Source organism: Desemzia sp. FAM 23988 (assembly GCF_045528365.1).
Lineage (GTDB): Bacteria > Bacillota > Bacilli > Lactobacillales > Carnobacteriaceae > Desemzia.
Map to the genome: position 1 here is coordinate 1 of NZ_JBGQQS010000012.1, position 15,939 is coordinate 15,939.

General features: G+C 37.1%; 16 protein-coding genes. 12 read left to right on the forward strand and 4 right to left on the reverse strand.

Translation table 11 applies throughout. The annotated features are described in order from the left end of the window. Nucleotides 1-174 precede the first annotated feature (174 nt). Nucleotides 175-336, forward strand: a complete 162-nt coding sequence (locus tag ACEN4L_RS08055) for a hypothetical protein (RefSeq protein ID WP_407097528.1) — start codon at nucleotides 175-177, stop codon at nucleotides 334-336. A gap of 354 nt (nucleotides 337-690) precedes the next feature. On the opposite strand, the gene ndk is transcribed toward ACEN4L_RS08055, so the two are convergent. Next, nucleotides 691-1,092 (reverse strand): nucleoside-diphosphate kinase, encoded by a 402-nt coding sequence (ndk, locus tag ACEN4L_RS08060; RefSeq protein ID WP_079650781.1) that lies wholly within the window; start codon nucleotides 1,090-1,092, stop codon nucleotides 691-693. 279 nt (nucleotides 1,093-1,371) lie between these two features. Here ndk and ACEN4L_RS08065 point away from each other — a divergent pair, with 279 nt between their 5' ends. Further along, entirely contained in the window at nucleotides 1,372-1,797 is a 426-nt protein-coding gene (locus tag ACEN4L_RS08065; RefSeq protein ID WP_407097527.1) for a pyridoxamine 5'-phosphate oxidase family protein, read from the forward strand. Between the two features lie 111 nt (nucleotides 1,798-1,908). On the opposite strand, the gene ACEN4L_RS08070 is transcribed toward ACEN4L_RS08065, so the two are convergent. Continuing rightward, a complete protein-coding gene (locus ACEN4L_RS08070; RefSeq protein ID WP_407097526.1) occupies nucleotides 1,909-2,607 on the reverse strand; it encodes a Crp/Fnr family transcriptional regulator in 699 nt (232 codons plus the stop codon). A 200-nt stretch (nucleotides 2,608-2,807) separates the two neighbouring features. Here ACEN4L_RS08070 and ACEN4L_RS08075 point away from each other — a divergent pair, with 200 nt between their 5' ends. From ACEN4L_RS08075 to ACEN4L_RS08120, 10 genes are all read left to right on the forward strand, one after another. Continuing rightward, entirely contained in the window at nucleotides 2,808-3,938 is a 1,131-nt protein-coding gene (locus ACEN4L_RS08075) for an acyl-CoA dehydrogenase family protein (RefSeq protein WP_407097525.1), read from the forward strand. A 5-nt stretch (nucleotides 3,939-3,943) separates the two neighbouring features. Further along, entirely contained in the window at nucleotides 3,944-4,738 is a 795-nt protein-coding gene (locus tag ACEN4L_RS08080; RefSeq protein WP_407097524.1) for an electron transfer flavoprotein subunit beta/FixA family protein, read from the forward strand. 15 nt (nucleotides 4,739-4,753) lie between these two features. After that, a complete protein-coding gene (locus ACEN4L_RS08085) occupies nucleotides 4,754-5,722 on the forward strand; it encodes an electron transfer flavoprotein subunit alpha/FixB family protein (RefSeq protein WP_407097523.1) in 969 nt (322 codons plus the stop codon). 231 nt (nucleotides 5,723-5,953) lie between these two features. Next, nucleotides 5,954-6,970: an aldo/keto reductase gene (locus ACEN4L_RS08090; protein WP_407097522.1), complete on the forward strand. Its 1,017-nt coding sequence runs from the start codon at nucleotides 5,954-5,956 to the stop codon at nucleotides 6,968-6,970. 284 nt (nucleotides 6,971-7,254) lie between these two features. Continuing rightward, nucleotides 7,255-8,295, forward strand: coding sequence for a DUF6933 domain-containing protein (locus tag ACEN4L_RS08095; protein ID WP_407097521.1), 1,041 nt, complete (start codon nucleotides 7,255-7,257; stop codon nucleotides 8,293-8,295). Between the two features lie 134 nt (nucleotides 8,296-8,429). Further along, nucleotides 8,430-8,687: a hypothetical protein gene (locus ACEN4L_RS08100; protein WP_407097520.1), complete on the forward strand. Its 258-nt coding sequence runs from the start codon at nucleotides 8,430-8,432 to the stop codon at nucleotides 8,685-8,687. 367 nt (nucleotides 8,688-9,054) lie between these two features. Next, nucleotides 9,055-10,596 carry an ABC-F family ATP-binding cassette domain-containing protein gene (locus tag ACEN4L_RS08105; RefSeq protein WP_407097519.1) on the forward strand — a complete coding sequence of 514 codons (1,542 nt, stop codon included), beginning with the start codon at nucleotides 9,055-9,057 and terminating at the stop codon, nucleotides 10,594-10,596. A gap of 214 nt (nucleotides 10,597-10,810) precedes the next feature. Continuing rightward, a complete protein-coding gene (locus ACEN4L_RS08110) occupies nucleotides 10,811-11,572 on the forward strand; it encodes a sugar phosphate isomerase/epimerase family protein (RefSeq protein WP_407097518.1) in 762 nt (253 codons plus the stop codon). 59 nt (nucleotides 11,573-11,631) lie between these two features. Next, nucleotides 11,632-11,889 (forward strand): hypothetical protein, encoded by a 258-nt coding sequence (locus tag ACEN4L_RS08115; protein WP_407097517.1) that lies wholly within the window; start codon nucleotides 11,632-11,634, stop codon nucleotides 11,887-11,889. A 110-nt stretch (nucleotides 11,890-11,999) separates the two neighbouring features. After that, on the forward strand, nucleotides 12,000-12,380 hold the full coding sequence (locus ACEN4L_RS08120) for a VOC family protein (protein WP_407097516.1): 381 nt from the start codon (nucleotides 12,000-12,002) through the stop codon (nucleotides 12,378-12,380). Between the two features lie 201 nt (nucleotides 12,381-12,581). Here the strand turns inward: ACEN4L_RS08120 and ACEN4L_RS08125 are convergent, their stop codons facing one another. Together ACEN4L_RS08125 and ACEN4L_RS08130 are read right to left on the reverse strand one after the other, a co-directional pair. Continuing rightward, a complete protein-coding gene (locus ACEN4L_RS08125) occupies nucleotides 12,582-14,405 on the reverse strand; it encodes an ABC transporter substrate-binding protein (protein WP_407097515.1) in 1,824 nt (607 codons plus the stop codon). A gap of 56 nt (nucleotides 14,406-14,461) precedes the next feature. Beyond that, on the reverse strand, nucleotides 14,462-15,925 hold the full coding sequence (locus tag ACEN4L_RS08130) for an ABC transporter permease (protein ID WP_407097514.1): 1,464 nt from the start codon (nucleotides 15,923-15,925) through the stop codon (nucleotides 14,462-14,464). Nucleotides 15,926-15,939 lie beyond the last annotated feature (14 nt).

Consider the following 15,939-nt stretch of genomic DNA (forward strand, 5'->3'; position numbering starts at 1 on the left):
GTAGATAACATTAATCGCAATCGCTTGCGCTCTTTTTTTGGACAACTGAAAAATCGGAAAAAAAGCTGTTTAGTTCTATTGAACTTTTCTCCATTTCAAATTAGCCCAATTGTTCAGTAGGCATTATATAATGAAGCATTTTTTTCTAATCTCGATAATAAGGAGAGATGATCAATGTTAAAATATATAACCGCTAGCGGAATTGCTCTCAGTGTCCTGTTTGTCTTATCGGAAATAGGTGTCAACGTATTTGAGAATATGATAAAGACTAAGAGAGAAGCAGGAGTTCCAATAAAAATTCAAATAATGAATGCATTAAAAAACAGACAAGGATAAAAATGCTTGTCTGTTTTTTAGTGCATTCACTTGTTTATTAAACCCCGCTAAAGATAATTTTTCGTGGACTTGATCCATATTGAGCTTTTCCTTATGTTCCATCTCATATCTTAAGGTTACAAAGCTTTTTAACGTAGTTTAGGCAGAATTTGCCCATCCTCCATAGGTGGGTGATGAATGCCTATCGGTATGATGATTGCCGTTGGCAACTCTCATACGGATAGTATAAAGTTGAGTGTCTCCTTATTTGTCCTGTGTTATAATTAGGCTATATAAGAAATGAGCGGATAAAAGATGGTGTCTCATGAGTAAAAATCTCTAATGAAGAATCTTTTTTGAATTGAAAGTAGTTTATTAACCAAACCAAATAGCTCTTTCCCTATCAGAACTTTCCTTCGAATCAGAGGCATGAACAGTATTTTCAGACATACTTAGTCCATAAAGAGCACGAATCGTATTATCTGGTGAATTTTCTGGATCAGTTGTTCCATTCAATGATCGTACTCGACTGATGGCATTTTCACCTTCTAAGACTAAGGCAACTAATGGACTTCTGGTAAGGTAAGCAACCAAACGATTAAAAAACGGTTTTCCAGTATGTTCTGCATAATGCTTTTCTGCTAAATTTGTAGAGGCTTTTATTAATTTCATATCCACAACTTTTAAACCGTTTCTCTCATATTCGACTAAAATACTCCCAATTAGATTTCGTTCTACTGCATCTGGTTTGAGCAATACAAGCGTTTTTTCTGACATTTCTGAACATCCTCCTTAGAAGTGTAGTTACTAAGAGTTTAACACATTCTGAATTTTTTAGTTAGAAAGAGATTGAATTGCAATAAGTATTGCAGATACATAAATATAGAGAGAACGGGTTTATGAATTTACGGAAACTCTTTTTAAGGTTTTTCGATGCAAACTTATGCAGTCGTTGATCCAGATCAATACGGAATAATTTAAAATAAGATAAAATGGATTTCTACATCAACAGCGGAGAGTTGTGTTCTACCTGTTGCAAGAAGGAGGAAAAGCAGTATGGAAGTAATGGAAGAGTACATAAGAATTCTGAAGGCACAAAATTATTTAGCATTAGCAACATCGGTCGAAGGAACGCCTAATGTGAGGATCGTCAATTATTATCCTGATCCATTGCAACAAAATATTCTTTACATTCGAACGAATAAAAACAAATCAAAAGTAAAAGAATTTCAGCTAAATCCATGTATATCTTTTACTACTATTATTAAAGACCGTTATGAATACATACGTGTTCACAATGCTCGTGTGGTAAAGTGTGAGGATTACCAAGAAGAAGGAATTAAGTCTGCTTTTTTAGAAAAGGATCCAAAATTCATAGAAAAGATGGGTAAAGAAAATAGCCCTTATCTTTACGCTATTATTTTTGAACATGCGTTTCTAACGTTGAATCCTGTGGATCCAGCTTTAAAAATACAATTTTAAAAATAAAAACTACTCTGGAAATCCTTTTTCAATCTATACCGGATTCTCTAGAGTAGTGTGTTGGTTTTCTTTAGAAGATTTTTCTGTTGGTAAAGAGGAAAAGGATATGCATTAATTAACATTCAATAATTTGATTTTTCCATAAGCAATTTCTTCGATGATTTTTTCTTTTTCTAGATGAGCTAGTTCTCGACTTAATGATTCAGAGGTGGTTCCTAAATAAGAAGCCAAATCTTTTTTAGCCATCTTTAGTTCGACGACGGGTTCTTTTTTTTCAGAATCGACTAGACTAACCAAAAAGTGCAACAGCCTATCTTTTACAGTTTCAGTAGTAGCCCAAGCTGTCTGTTGCTCAGAAGAACCTAATCTTTCAGCGATCGTAGCCAACATGTCAACAGCAGTAGCCGGGTATTGCATAAGCAGCTGGCGAAAATCGGCATGTTTGATGGCACAAATATTGCAATCTGTTAATGCTTCCGTAAAAGCCTCGTAAAAACCCTTCTTAAATAAAGCCAATTCCCCGGTAAACTCTCCTTCTGATACAATTCGTATCAACTGTTCTTTTCCCGACTCTGACAATCGGTATACACGTATTTTCCCACTGCTTAATACATAAAGCGAGTCAGCAGATTCTCCTGGCCGATAGATAGTCTCTCCCTTCGAGTAATGCTTATGTTGGATCAAGGGATGAATTTGTTCTTTTTGTCCAGCTGTTAGAGATTGAAATAGGGGAATAGTATAGATACAACATTGCTTTGTATTTTCACATCTATAAGTGTGATGGTGAGATTTTGAATAGTCTTTTTTCATCCTGCATTCTCCTCTATAGTTCCTCACAATACTTTTTTATTCTACCAATTTTCCACTCCTTAGAAAAGGTATTATCATTTTTTTAAATAGTTTGTTGTACTTGATTTAAATCAAGTAAATAGAAAAAAGAATGGATTATAGTAATTTTGTTAATTGATTGTTTCTATTCTTGTGTATATTTGAACAAAGGAGTGTAAAAAATGAGTATAAAATTGACTCAGCCGCAAGTCATGTTGCACCAAATGGTGACAGATTTTGCTGATAAAGAAGTAAAACCTTTAGATATGTGGATTGACAAACACAGAGAGTACCCTGCAGAACTATGGAGCAGTATTGTGAATACAGGCTTTTTAGGGTTGACCATACCAGAAGAATATGGCGGTGCCGGATTTGATGTCGTTGCCAGTTCTCAAACCATCTATGATTTTGCTCAACGGAATGCTAGTATTGCATTTACACTAGAAGGGCATTACAAAACGGTTGATCAAGTATTGAAATATGCTACACCTGCGTTAAAAGAAAAGTATCTGCCTCAAGCCACCCATCGTGTTTTTGGCTTTTCATCAACAGAACCGCAAGGGGGTTCTAATGTGATGGGATTTACAGCCAAGGCTGTTAAAGAAGGAGATAAATGGATTTTAAATGGAAATAAGAGCATGATCACAAATGGCGGATTGGCCGAAGTATACTGTGTGCTCTTGAAAACATCTCCAACGGAATTATCTTGCTTCCTTGTAGACCAAGATATGCCTGGGTTTAAACATGGTAAACGAGAAGAATTTATTGGAATGAACGGGACACCTGTAGCAGAAATTTTCTTGGAAAATGTTGTGGTCAATGAAGATCATTTGCTCGGGAAAATAGGTCAAGGTGTGGAAATTGGTGATAATGCTCACTACGATGCTCGTATTTCGATGGGGGCGATCGCTGCTGGTATCACTGAACATGCATTGTCGATCGCGGTAGATTATGCAAAACAACGTGAAGCAATCAATACACCGATTATTCAATTGCATTCTATCCAAACAAAAATCACCGAAATTGCTATTGCGAAAGAGAACACACAATTATTGTATCAAGAAGCAGCTAGATTGAAAGTAGCAGGCAAATCTTATGCGAAAGTAGCCACTATGGCCAAATCATATGGTAGTCGGGCTTCAGTTACTGCAGCTGATCATGCCTTACAAGTACTAGGCGGATATGGTTACAGCAGAGAATACCCAGTTGAACATCTGATTCGTGATGCACGAGCTTTACAACTTGCAGAAGGATCGTTAGAAAAAATGATGATCGAGATCAGCAAAGAAGTTGTAAACGAGAGAGAGGATTGAGATAAATGAGCTTAAAAATCGTCGTGTGTATTAAACAAGTACCGGTTTCCAATAATTTGAAAATTGATCCAAATACAAAAAATTTGATTCGTTCCGGAGAAGCAGGAGTGATGAATCCTTACGATAAAAACGCCATTGAAGCAGCATTGCGCCTAAAAGACGAATGGGGTGGAGAAATCATACTATTGTCTATGGGACCTCCAGATTTTGAAATGACATTGCGTCAAGGTTTAGCTATGGGGTGTGATGATGCTATATTGCTAAGCTCCCGACAATTTGGCGGAGCGGATACTTTGGCAACCGGATATGTTTTAGCACAAGCCATCAAAGAATTAGGAGATGTAGACTTGGTATTATTTGGTCGTCAGTCTGTAGATGCTGATACTAGCCAGGTCGGTCCGATTGTCTCTGAACTTTTAGAGTGGCCGCAGATTACCTTTGTCAGTGAATTGCACAGCCAATATAATCAAGCCATGACTGCAACTCGCTTGTTAGAGAATATGCAACAAAAAATTGAGTTCCAATTACCAGCAGTAGTAACCGTACGCAGTGAAATGAACGTACCGCGTTACCCAACGCCTCGCAATATTCAACAAAGTTATCAAAAAACGATTCGTGTGTGGGATGAAAACAGTTTGACTGTTGATCCTAATAAAATCGGCTTGAAAGGTTCCCCAACTGTTGTACGCAGTGTATGGGCACCCGAAAAAGAAGCGAAAGCTACAACAGTGCTAAAAGGTACAGCTGATGAAGCTATTCGTGAACTGTTGATTCAGTTGAGAGCCAATAATTTACTCTAAGAGAGGTGGAAAAAAATGTCTAGTCAAGAAGTTTGGGTATACGCAGAAAAACATGTAGGTATCATCCAGCCGGTTACGTATCAATTAATTACAAAAGCAAAAGAAATTGCCGGCGATAAAAAAGTAGTGGTCATTTTATTTGAAGCAACAGATAAAAATCTGGAAGAAAACATCAAAGAGTATGGTCCCGATGAAATCATTGTAGTAAAGGATGACCGTTTGAAAGATGCAGCGGATTCTGAAATTGCCAGCTTAATGGCAGAGTTGGCAGCACAACGTCAGCCTAATAGCATTCTATTTGGCGCAACAGTTGTTGGCCGCTCAATAGCACCACGTTTACAAGCTAAGTTGAATACAGGTTTGACTTCTGATTGCTTGAACTTAGCATTTGATGGGGATTTATTGGTCCAAACTAAACCCTCTTATGGCGATAATATCATGTGCGAAATCATCTGTCCGGATCATCGTCCGCAAATGGCTTCTGTACGACCAAATACATTTGAAGCTAAGAAAATCAGTGATCCATCAGTCACAGTAACAGAAGTGACGGACCTGACCTTTAAAGCAGCAAAACGTGTGAAAATTATCGAAGAAACTCCTTTATTGTCTAAAAGCGACAGTATTGCCAATGCGGATCGGGTCATTGCATTGGGACGCGGTGCAGTTGATGATAAGGTGCTTGCTTTAGCAGAAGAACTAGCTCGGAAACTGGGAGCAAAAATCGGAGTTACTCGTCCTTTAACAGATCATCCTAAATTCAGCGGAGATGATCAAATTGGCCAGTCCGGTAATACGATTTCACCGAAACTATTGATAAACTTGGGTATTCATGGAGCTGTACAGTATACAACAGGGATTGGAAATGCCGAATTGGTGATTTCTGTTAACAAAGATTCAGAAGCGCCTATTTTTAATTATTCAGACTTTAGTTATATTGGAGATTCAGCCGAATTTTTAGAAGGCTTTTTAAAAGTGGTTCAGTAAAAATGTTTTGATGAGTAAACCTTTCGAATGAAAAAATAAAAATAACAACCTCCAAAAGTTAGAGTACAATCTAAACTTTTGGAGGTTGTTTTTATGGTACAGTATAAGGGAGAAATTAAGGTTAAAGTTGTTCAAATAATCTAATCGGCACTTTGAACGACGAACAACAGAACATCAATAGTAGAAATACAGAAGTTAAATAAATAATGAAGCAAACAGGAGGAAGAACAAATGAAATACACAAAACTTGGAAATTCAGACTTAATGGTTTCAAGAATTTGCTTAGGCTGTATGGGATTTGGCGATTCAAAAGCGGGACAACATTCTTGGGTAATTGATGAGGAGCAGACGCGTGAGATTATCAAGTATAGTTTAGATAAAGGAATCAACTTTTTTGATACAGCGATTGCTTATCAAAATGGGACGAGTGAACAATACGTCGGAAGAGCCTTAAATGATTTTGCTAAACGGGAAGATGTAGTTGTAGCGACCAAGTTTTTGCCTCGTACAGATCAAGAAATCGAACAAAATATTTCTGGAAAAGAACATGTTTTAAATTCTTTGGACCAGAGTTTGAAAAATCTTGGTATGGATTATGTAGATTTGTACATTTATCATATGTGGGATTATAGAACACCTATGTACGAAATTTTAGATGGACTAGCAGAAGCTGTAAAATCAAGAAAGGTTCGTGAGATAGGCATTTCAAATTGCTTTGCTTACCAAGTAGCTCAAGCCAATGCGTTAGCTGAAAAAGAAGGTTTTCCTAAGTTTGTTTCTGTCCAAGGACATTACAACTTGATTGCTCGAGAAGAAGAACGTGAAATGTTTCAATATTGTCAGGAAAATAATATTGCTTTGACTCCATACAGTGCACTAGCCTCTGGTCGTCTTGCAAAACACTCAAACGAGATTTCAAAAAGGCAAAAAGAAGATACGTATGCAAAATCAAAATATGATTCCACTTGGGAACAAGATCATCAAATCATTAAACGAGTAGAAGAATTGGCTGAAAAGCGGCAAGTATCAATGAGTGAAATCTCTATTGCGTGGCTGTTGACTAAAGTGACTTCTCCAGTAGTAGGAGCAACTAAAGTAAAACACATTGAAACAGCTGTTGATGCTGTAAATCTGCAATTATCTACTGATGAGATCATCTATCTTGAAGAGTTATATGTTCCCCATGAGTTAGTTGGCGTAATGGCTCAGACACAGCCTGGAAAAAGGATAAAAAATAAGAACGATTAAAATAAAGCGTTTTTCGATTGTACTCAAATAAAGATTTAAAAGGCTTGATCCATATAGCGATTAAGCCTTTTTGGTTATTCCAGAATTGGATTTAATAAAGTTAAAAAGCTGATTGCGGTATGATAAACTAAAAAGGAGTTTTAGAATAAATTTGAGAGTGTCTCATTGTAGAAACTCTTCAAGAAGTTTTGTTGAGAGATATAGAAACTTGTAACAAGTTAGCAGTGGCAATAAAATAAGACATTGTTTTAATGCTACATAATAAATATAAAAGGGGAATACAGATGATTATTGGTGTAACTAAAAAAACACAGCCTTTATTTTCTGCTTTACCAACTATCGAGGATAAAGAAAATGGGAAACGATTTGCACAAGTTAATCCATTATTTTCGTGGCACGCGAACTATATCAACGTCAATCGAAAGAAGATTCTGATTCTTCTCAATGATCAAACCTATACACCTATTATTCTACATGATATTAATGCACAAAAGAAAAAGCAATTGCCGGAATTGATTTCTGAAGCGATTCACGTGGCCTTTGATATCGCTGGGGTTTCCAATGAGAAAACGGAAGAATATTTAAAGGTTGCTGGAGAAATTCAAGTAACCACTACATCTAATCGTTCGGTACTTGGAAGTGTCAATTTGGTGATAGCAGATTTAAGTTTTTTTAGATTGAACATGAATCAAACGATAAACAGTGAAGCCATGACTTTTTTCAGTAATTATATTCATACTCAATTATTTAAACAAGGGTATGGGAGTAGTGTGGAAGCTCTGAAAGAGGCTTTGAATAAACCATTGAGAATAGAAGAGGCTGTTGAAAAGTCCCCTTACTTCATTGAAAAGACATGGGATTACAGTCAGGTTCCTCTATTAGATGATTGGAATATATCTGAAGAAAAATGGGAGGAATTTAGAGATCTTTTAGTGGAACACAATGAAAAAATGTTAATGGAGTTCAAAAGATATCTGGTAGAGGGAAAAGGCTTAAGTAAAAAAACAGCTAAACGTCATGCTGACCAGCTTGATTTTTATCTTAATATTTATTTAACGGATTACGAAAAAGCAACTCCTGTTGACTCTGGTGATTCGGTAGACTCTTTTCTAGGCGATTTCATTGTGCGAAAAGACTTAATGAGTTCAAAGACATCATTGAAACAAACCGGTTCAGCTCTGAAAAAACTTTACCAGTTTTTGTATGAAGCTGGTGAAATTTCTGAAAATGATTTAGACGACACTAATGAATTTATCAAATCCGGAATTCAAGAAGGAGAAGAACTGCTAAGCTCTATTATGGACGATGATGATCTTTGGTTTTAGGAATAGAAAAATGAAAAGGGACTGTTTATAGATGAATTTGGAAGAATAAAGGCAGCGTATTTTAACTGGACTTATATACAACGATTTGACGAATGAGATAGTTGAAGCAAGAGAAACAGTCATTTTGCTTATCAATGAAAACAATAACAGATTTGGAAAATCATCTGTTGAAAGAGAACCATTCTCAAGAAGGTAATCAAGTCTACCGGAGAAAACGTCCATTTGGAGCCGGAGCTCATCTCAATCAAGGCTTCACAATAGGAGACAACGCGGTTATTGGTTCAGGGAGTGTTGTCTCCAAATATATTCCGTCTAATGTGATTGCAGCGGGAGTGCCGTATAAAGTGATTCGAGAAATCACCGAGGAAGACAAAACGGGATATAAACCGTAAAATTTTAATTACGGCAAAACTAGAAACTATTTTATTACAAGTTAAAAAACTTTCTATCGAATATTTGACTAATATCCTATCCATTGAATCAATGGACTGTCCTTGATATAATGTACCCAATAAATCGAAAGGTTGTGCCTAAATGTACACTATCTAAACAAATCGTAATTGAAGAAGAAACAGATTCTGCTGACAAAGTAGGTTTCTTTGCAACGGTTTTTTTAGATACTTCATTTAAACAACTTTTGAATCGGAAATGGTGTTCCGTCATAGGCGCACCATCCTTCTACCGTTTAAATGAAATTACCCGACTGTCTGCAGAAACTTGCTGGCGGTCGTTTTTGTTTATTAGACAGGGGGAATCAGTATGCTACAAGTGAAAAATTTGACCTTGCATCATTTAATGGATTTGAAAGAGATTGTTAAAGCACTGAGTTTTACCGTCAATCCTGGAGACAAAGTAGCCATCATCGGTGAGGAAGGAAATGGAAAGTCAACCTTACTGAAATGGATCATGGGAAATGAAAGTATTGAATCCTATATTCAAGCAGATGGAGAGGTGATCAATCAATTCAGTAGCACCGCTTATTTGCCACAGTCTTTACATCGAGAATTTGAAGAGCTTACTCTGGATAAGTATTTCTTTGGACAAAGTGACGTTGTCGATATGGACTACCAGCAATTGTATCAAGTGGTCGGCCAGCTCGGCTTTGATGCAGATAGTTTAACAAGTTCTCAACGGTTAAGCAGTCTGTCTGGGGGAGAGAAGATTAAAGTCCAACTGTTAAAAGCACTTGCGAAAGATCCTGATCTGCTATTGCTAGATGAGCCTTCTAATGACTTAGACTTGGATACAGTTCGTTGGTTGGAACACTTTATCAAATCAACTCCTTTAACCGTAATGTTTATTTCACACGACGAATCTTTACTGGCGGCCACAGCAACAAAAGTTATCCAACTTGAGTTGTTACAGCACAAGACAATTCCAGTTGCGACTGTATCAAATTTGTCCTACAAAGAATACATTGAGCAAAGAGAAGCGCGCTTTGAACACCAATCTCAAGTCGCCAACAAGCAACGTGAAGAACACCAGAAGCAAATGGAAAAATATCGCCAAATCGAAAGCAGTGTGCACCACGCACAAGGGAGTGTTTCTAGAGCAGCCGCAGCAGAGGGACGCTTGCTGAAAAAGAAAATGCACGCCGTAAAATCAATGGGAAGACGATTTGAACGAGAAAAAGAAAATTTTGAAGACATTCCAATTCAAGAAGACGCTATTTTAGTGAAATTCTCAAACACTAAACCGTTGCCTGCAAATAAAATCATTCTTCATTTGGAAGATGCCAATATAAAATTAGGAGATAAAGTGTTAGCACAATCACTAAACTTATTAGTAAGAACGCCCCAAAAGATAGGCATTATCGGGAAAAATGGAGTAGGGAAAAGTACCCTGTTGAAACAATTGTGGACAACATTAAGCCAGCGCACGGATATTGAAGCTGGATATATGCCACAAAACTATGCAGATTATTTAGACTTAGAAGATACACCAGTTGAGTTTTTGAGTGAAACTGGGGAAAGCGATGAACGCACTCAAGTAATGACTTATTTGGGAAGCATGCGTTTCACTGCAGATGAGATGCACCACTCAATCCAATCTTTATCGGGGGGACAACAAGCTAAACTGTTGTTACTGAAAATTGATTTATCCGGGCAAAATGTGTTGCTCCTAGACGAACCTACACGGAATTTTTCGCCGCTTTCCCAACTGGAACTAAGAAAGCTCTTCAAGAAATTCGAAGGATCCATCATTACCGTTTCACATGATAGGAAGTTTTTGAAAGAAGTCTGCGATCAAGTGTATGAATTGAGAGAAGATGAATTGGTCAGAGTAGAAGCACAATTGTAATGAGTCGAGCACAACCTAACTTATTTATACGTTGAATTTTTTACGAATCTGGCGTTTTTTTAACAGTTATACATTGAATATCAACTAAATGGATTCTCTTCTCACAAAACGTATACATGATTTTATCCAAAAACATGTATTAATAAAAGTTGTACGCTATGTTATAATAATAGAGGAGTTCATGGAAACGGATACATTAAAAAAGAGAGGTACTATGACCAAACTAGGCATACAGATTTCAAGCGTTAAAAAATATCTTCAAACCCCTGAGGGAGTATTAGAATCGTTCAGAAAAGTCAGCGACATCGGTTATGATACCATTCAAATCCAATGGATCAATCCTGAAGTCCCAATCGAATTCATTCAGGCTGCTTTGAAAGAAACGAATTTGAAATGTATAGGGACACAGGATTATTACGATGTGGTCATGGAACATTTGGATGAGGTCATTGAAATGAACGACCTCTGGGGTGGTACTTATATTACCGTCAGTGGGCTACCAGAGCGCTACCAATCTTATGAGGGCTGTCTGGAGTATGCAAAGGAATTGAACAAGCTTTCAGAATTTCTTGAAACCAAAGAGAAAATTTTAAACTTCCATCCAAGACAAAAGGATGTGTTTCAATATGGGGATAAAAATTCTCTTGAAATCATTTTCGAAAATACGAGAAACGAATTCCAGTTTTTATTAGACATCTATCAGATCATTCACAGCGGTTTAGATCCGATTGAATGGATTTATAAGGTGCAAGGACGAAATGATGTGGTCCACTTCAAGGATGGGGTTGAGGAACCAAAAGGCCAACAGTTGCTTATGCCTGTTGGACAAGGTTCAATCCCATGGGAACCCATCTTTGACGCTACAATTGAAACGGGTGTAAAGTACGCTTTCGCTGAACAAGAGACCTTTGAGAAAGAGCCTTTCCAATGTTTAAAAGAAAGCTACGATTATCTTGTAATGAATGGCATAAAGTAAAACATATTGGTGATTCTAAAAAAGCCGAATCCTTAGCTTAAGGATTCGACTTTTTTAATTTGATATTTATGCTTGGATTACTAATTTACTATTTTGACTACAATGGTCAAACGGTAAAAATAACTGAAAAAGTCATTTTTACCAAATCAATTCCCTTCGCTCAAATTATCGGAAGTCAGTTTTCATTAGTAGATACGAATTACCAAACTATTGGTTTCAATAATGAATTAAAAACGATGTTCAATACGATACTCGTCAATGAGGATAGTCAAGATGAGGTCTATGAACCTATTCTGGATGGATGGATAGAAAGATAAGTGACAATAAAAGGTGTTTTTATTATACTATTGGTAACGGTTACGTTGAGTTGATTATATCAATAAAAACCGTTGGCGAAAATATAAAGTGATGAATAGGAGAGTATAAAATGCACATCGAACACATAGCACTATGGGTAAAAGACCTGAAAGGTGCAAAAGAATTCTATTGCAATTATTTTGGAGCCACTTCAAATGATGTTTACCATAACCCTACAAAAGGATTTAAATCTTATTTTCTAACATTTGCGGAAGGTGCTCGATTGGAATTGATGACGCGTACAGATGTGACAGAAGCTCATGAACCAGCAATGTTAGGATGGGCACATCTGGCGATTTCAGTAGGCAGCAAAGAAAAAGTAGATCAACTGACAGAACAATTGATCCAAGACGGCTACCGCTGCCAAGGACAACCACGCACAACAGGCGATGGCTATTATGAAAGTGTGATCGAAGACCCTGAAGGAAATTGGATAGAGATCACAAAATAGAAATAGTAAGCCCTTATGCTTTAGTGTTAACAGCGCTTTAATACAGTGCTGTTATCCTGAATTATTCTGGATATATAATGTTTTTAAGATGAAGATCGAGGAAAGTAGTTGCAGCTATAATCTATAGGTTGAAACAAATAAAAATCAGTAGTAAGGATCCTGTGTTTTACAGGATCCTTACTACTGATAAAGTATTTCAGCTTATTTTATTGAGTCTAAATACGTTTGATAGAATTCTTCTACTTTAGCTGGATCAGCTACTAGTTCATTTCCAGTGTCTACTAATGGGCTAACCGTAGAATAAGCTTTCAATTTTAACCCATCATAAGCAGTGCTGAGTTCATCTTGGTTGATGGAGTAAAGAATCGATTTACGCAAATCAGCACTGTCAGAAACCTCACGTCCGTTGGCATTAAACAGCATATAAGCTACACCGTTACTTGGCATACTTTGTAACGATAAACTGTCTTCTCCTTCAACAACGTCATATTTTGTTTCATCTAACCCAGCTAACAAGTGAATCTCGCCAGAACGTAAGGCAGATAAAGCACTATCTGCATCTCCGATGAAACGAACCGTTACGTTAGCGATTTGAGCTGCATGTTCTGTGCCAGCCATGTAAGCAGGATTTTTTTGGAATGTAGCTTCATAATCATTTTTCTGAGTCATGATATAAGGTCCACTAGCGTACAAATGATTGTCGTATGTTTCGCCTTCTGTTACGACTCTTTGATCTCCATAAGGAATGTCAGTAGAGATGTCAAAGTTTTCCACATCATATGTGTTGATGCTTTCAACTTGCTCTTGTGAGACGATTCCAGCAGATTGGTGTGCAAGATAATTCAAGACTTGTGGAAATGGTTCTGTAGTGGTCACTTTAACAACTTGGTATTGACCTGAAGCATTATCGACTTGCGCTGCATCTTCTACAACATTAGCAATAGGAGACTCTAAATTAGCCTCTAAAGCTTCTTTGACAGTTCCGTTTCCATCAGATAAAGAAGTATTTTCAAGTTCCGCAAGATCGGTAACTAAACTAACTGAATCAATGTGCTCATGTAAGCTGTATGTCCGGTGATCTGGAACAGAGTTGGAATCTTTAGCACGATTCAGTGAGAAAACAGCATCTTGTCCACTGACCATTTTGTCAGTATCAACGGCTTGTCCATCTTCAACGGCTGCGAAATTAATATCGTCGCGTAAAATGAAATAGTAATCTGAATTACCTTCTGCAATCGCATGGTTGTAACTCAAAGAACCATCAGAAACCACTTGGTCATTATCTGTTAAATTTACTAATCGGACATACATATTAGTATTCAATTGGTTGATTGATCCATCATTGCCTTTGATAGGGTCTAATGAAGTCAAATCACCTATTTGTTGCGTCAATATTAATGGTTCTGTGTCGTTTGAAGCAGTTTCATTAAATTGTACCGTTTCCCAAGGGAAAGCACGTGATTTTGCTAGGCGAATAGAATCTGTGTTTAAAAGATCTTGATTAAATGCTTGAGCTTTTAAAGAAGTATAAAGTGGGACGATATAAGCATTTTCAGTAACTAAAACATCTTCTAATTCTTTATACGTTTCGGTATATTCGTCAGAAGTTTGCAAAGCAGCCTCATTGATCAAAGTATCAATTTCGCTATTAGACAGATCACTATTGTCACCACCTGTGGTAAATAAAGAACGGACAGCATAATCCGGGTTTCCGGTTACCGTTGTCCAACTTGAAATAGCTAGGTCATAATTACCAGCTTCTTTCTGTGTTTGGAAACTAGCGTAATCTGGCTGTGTGTTCAAGGTAACATCGAAACCATTTTTGATCAATTGATCTCTAACAATATTCATGTCGGTTTCATTGCTTGAAGACCCTAATAATTCAATGGTCGTTTTTTCCGTTGTTTCACCCGTGGAAACATCAGAATTGTCATTGTTTGCTTGTTCTTCTGTTTGAACATTACAAGCCGCTAATAAAATCACACTAGTGGTAAGAGTTAGGAAAGATAATAATCGTTTTTTCATTGTACTTAACCTCCAAATTTTTTTTGTTGTGAGAAAATAATGATAAAGAATACCGGCTAGTTTAATTTTGGATCAGTTGCATCTCGAATACCGTCTCCTAAAAAATTAAAGGATAAAACAAGTAAGATAATAGCTAAGCCTGGATAAATAGCCAAATAGGGATTGGTTTCTAAATATTGGCTGCCAATTCTTAAAATGTTTCCCCATTCTGGGATGTGTGCTTCCACACCGAGTCCAAGATAACTTAAGCTACTTGTCGAGATAACAGCAGTCCCAATAGTTAACGTTGAACGCACAATCATTGGAGCCATAGCATTTGGAATAACATGCTTGGAGATGATGCGGCTGTTTGTCTGCCCTAAAGCTCGAGCAGATTCAATGTATTCCAAGTTGCTGACTTGCATCACATTTGCGCGCATCGTTCTAGCGTAAGAGGGAATCGACCCTAAACTTAATGCAATGATCAAGTTCGTTGTTGAAGCTCCAAATGAAGCTATGATCGTAATGGCTAACAGCATGCCGGGAATGGCGTACAGCACATCCAACAATCGCATGATCACGTTATCAGTCGTACGGCCGTAAAAGCCCGATACTGCGCCTAAAATACCGCCAACTACTAAAGGAATAGCTGTTGCAATCAACCCAACCGATAGTGAGATTTGAGTACCATAAACAATTCTCGTAAAAACATCACGCCCATAATTATCCGTCCCGAATGGATAACGTAAAGAAGGGGGGTGTAAAATAGAACTGTAGTCATTTTGAACAGCAAAAGAATAACTAAACGTCCAATTACAAGTAACTGCTAACATAATTAAGAAAGCAATGAACAACAGTCCGAGCAAAGCAGCTTGGTTTTTAATCAGCTTTTCACGAATACTTGTCTGACGTTTGCCCATATGATCGGGTTTGTTGTTTTGATAAAAAGAAGCTGCTACAAAAAAGACGAGTATATTTCCTGTAAGACCAGTCAATGCAAGAATGAATAAGGTTATTTTTTGAGTTGTTGGTTTCCAGTCAAACCATTTCTGCCCAAAAGCTAAAATGAAGCTGTGAAAGAGCACGATAACTATCATGAGGTAAAATAACGGTAGAAAAGTGTTCGATACAAACGGCTTAAATAGGTTCAAAGCCGTTACAGCAATGACCAGTATATCAACTAATACCATATAAATTGAATAAATCAGGCCAGTCGTTAGTGTTTTTTTAAACGTGGTAATTCCTGAAATAAAAGCAAAGATATTCCCTACTAAAAGACTAGCCATCAAAATCAACGAGCTGACTTTAATGGAAGAAAGGCTTGCTTCAGCATGGAAACCATCTTTTTTAACTGTTTGGAGCAATTTTTGATGCACTAGGCTGATGAATAAATTCAATATACCTATTCCCAGAATCACCGGTTTGAACCCTAATGGTTGAAATTGAATACTTAGCAGTATCCATAATGCAGCATAGCCCCAAGTCAATCCGTTGTTGAAACGGATTTGTTGGTAAATTAAATTTGTTTGATAGGATCTCACTTAAAAGTCACCTG

Bases quoted from the DNA above. Each gene is read 5' to 3' on its own strand.
- ACEN4L_RS08055 (WP_407097528.1), top strand. From the start codon at position 175: ATGTTAAAATATATAACCGCTAGCGGAATTGCTCTCAGTGTCCTGTTT.
- ndk (WP_079650781.1), bottom strand. From the start codon at position 1,092: ATGTCAGAAAAAACGCTTGTATTGCTCAAACCAGATGCAGTAGAACGA.
- ACEN4L_RS08065 (WP_407097527.1), top strand. From the start codon at position 1,372: ATGGAAGTAATGGAAGAGTACATAAGAATTCTGAAGGCACAAAATTAT.
- ACEN4L_RS08070 (WP_407097526.1), bottom strand. From the start codon at position 2,607: ATGAAAAAAGACTATTCAAAATCTCACCATCACACTTATAGATGTGAA.
- ACEN4L_RS08075 (WP_407097525.1), top strand. From the start codon at position 2,808: ATGAGTATAAAATTGACTCAGCCGCAAGTCATGTTGCACCAAATGGTG.
- ACEN4L_RS08080 (WP_407097524.1), top strand. From the start codon at position 3,944: ATGAGCTTAAAAATCGTCGTGTGTATTAAACAAGTACCGGTTTCCAAT.
- ACEN4L_RS08085 (WP_407097523.1), top strand. From the start codon at position 4,754: ATGTCTAGTCAAGAAGTTTGGGTATACGCAGAAAAACATGTAGGTATC.
- ACEN4L_RS08090 (WP_407097522.1), top strand. From the start codon at position 5,954: ATGAAATACACAAAACTTGGAAATTCAGACTTAATGGTTTCAAGAATT.
- ACEN4L_RS08095 (WP_407097521.1), top strand. From the start codon at position 7,255: ATGATTATTGGTGTAACTAAAAAAACACAGCCTTTATTTTCTGCTTTA.
- ACEN4L_RS08100 (WP_407097520.1), top strand. From the start codon at position 8,430: ATGAAAACAATAACAGATTTGGAAAATCATCTGTTGAAAGAGAACCAT.
- ACEN4L_RS08105 (WP_407097519.1), top strand. From the start codon at position 9,055: ATGCTACAAGTGAAAAATTTGACCTTGCATCATTTAATGGATTTGAAA.
- ACEN4L_RS08110 (WP_407097518.1), top strand. From the start codon at position 10,811: ATGACCAAACTAGGCATACAGATTTCAAGCGTTAAAAAATATCTTCAA.
- ACEN4L_RS08120 (WP_407097516.1), top strand. From the start codon at position 12,000: ATGCACATCGAACACATAGCACTATGGGTAAAAGACCTGAAAGGTGCA.
- ACEN4L_RS08125 (WP_407097515.1), bottom strand. From the start codon at position 14,405: ATGAAAAAACGATTATTATCTTTCCTAACTCTTACCACTAGTGTGATT.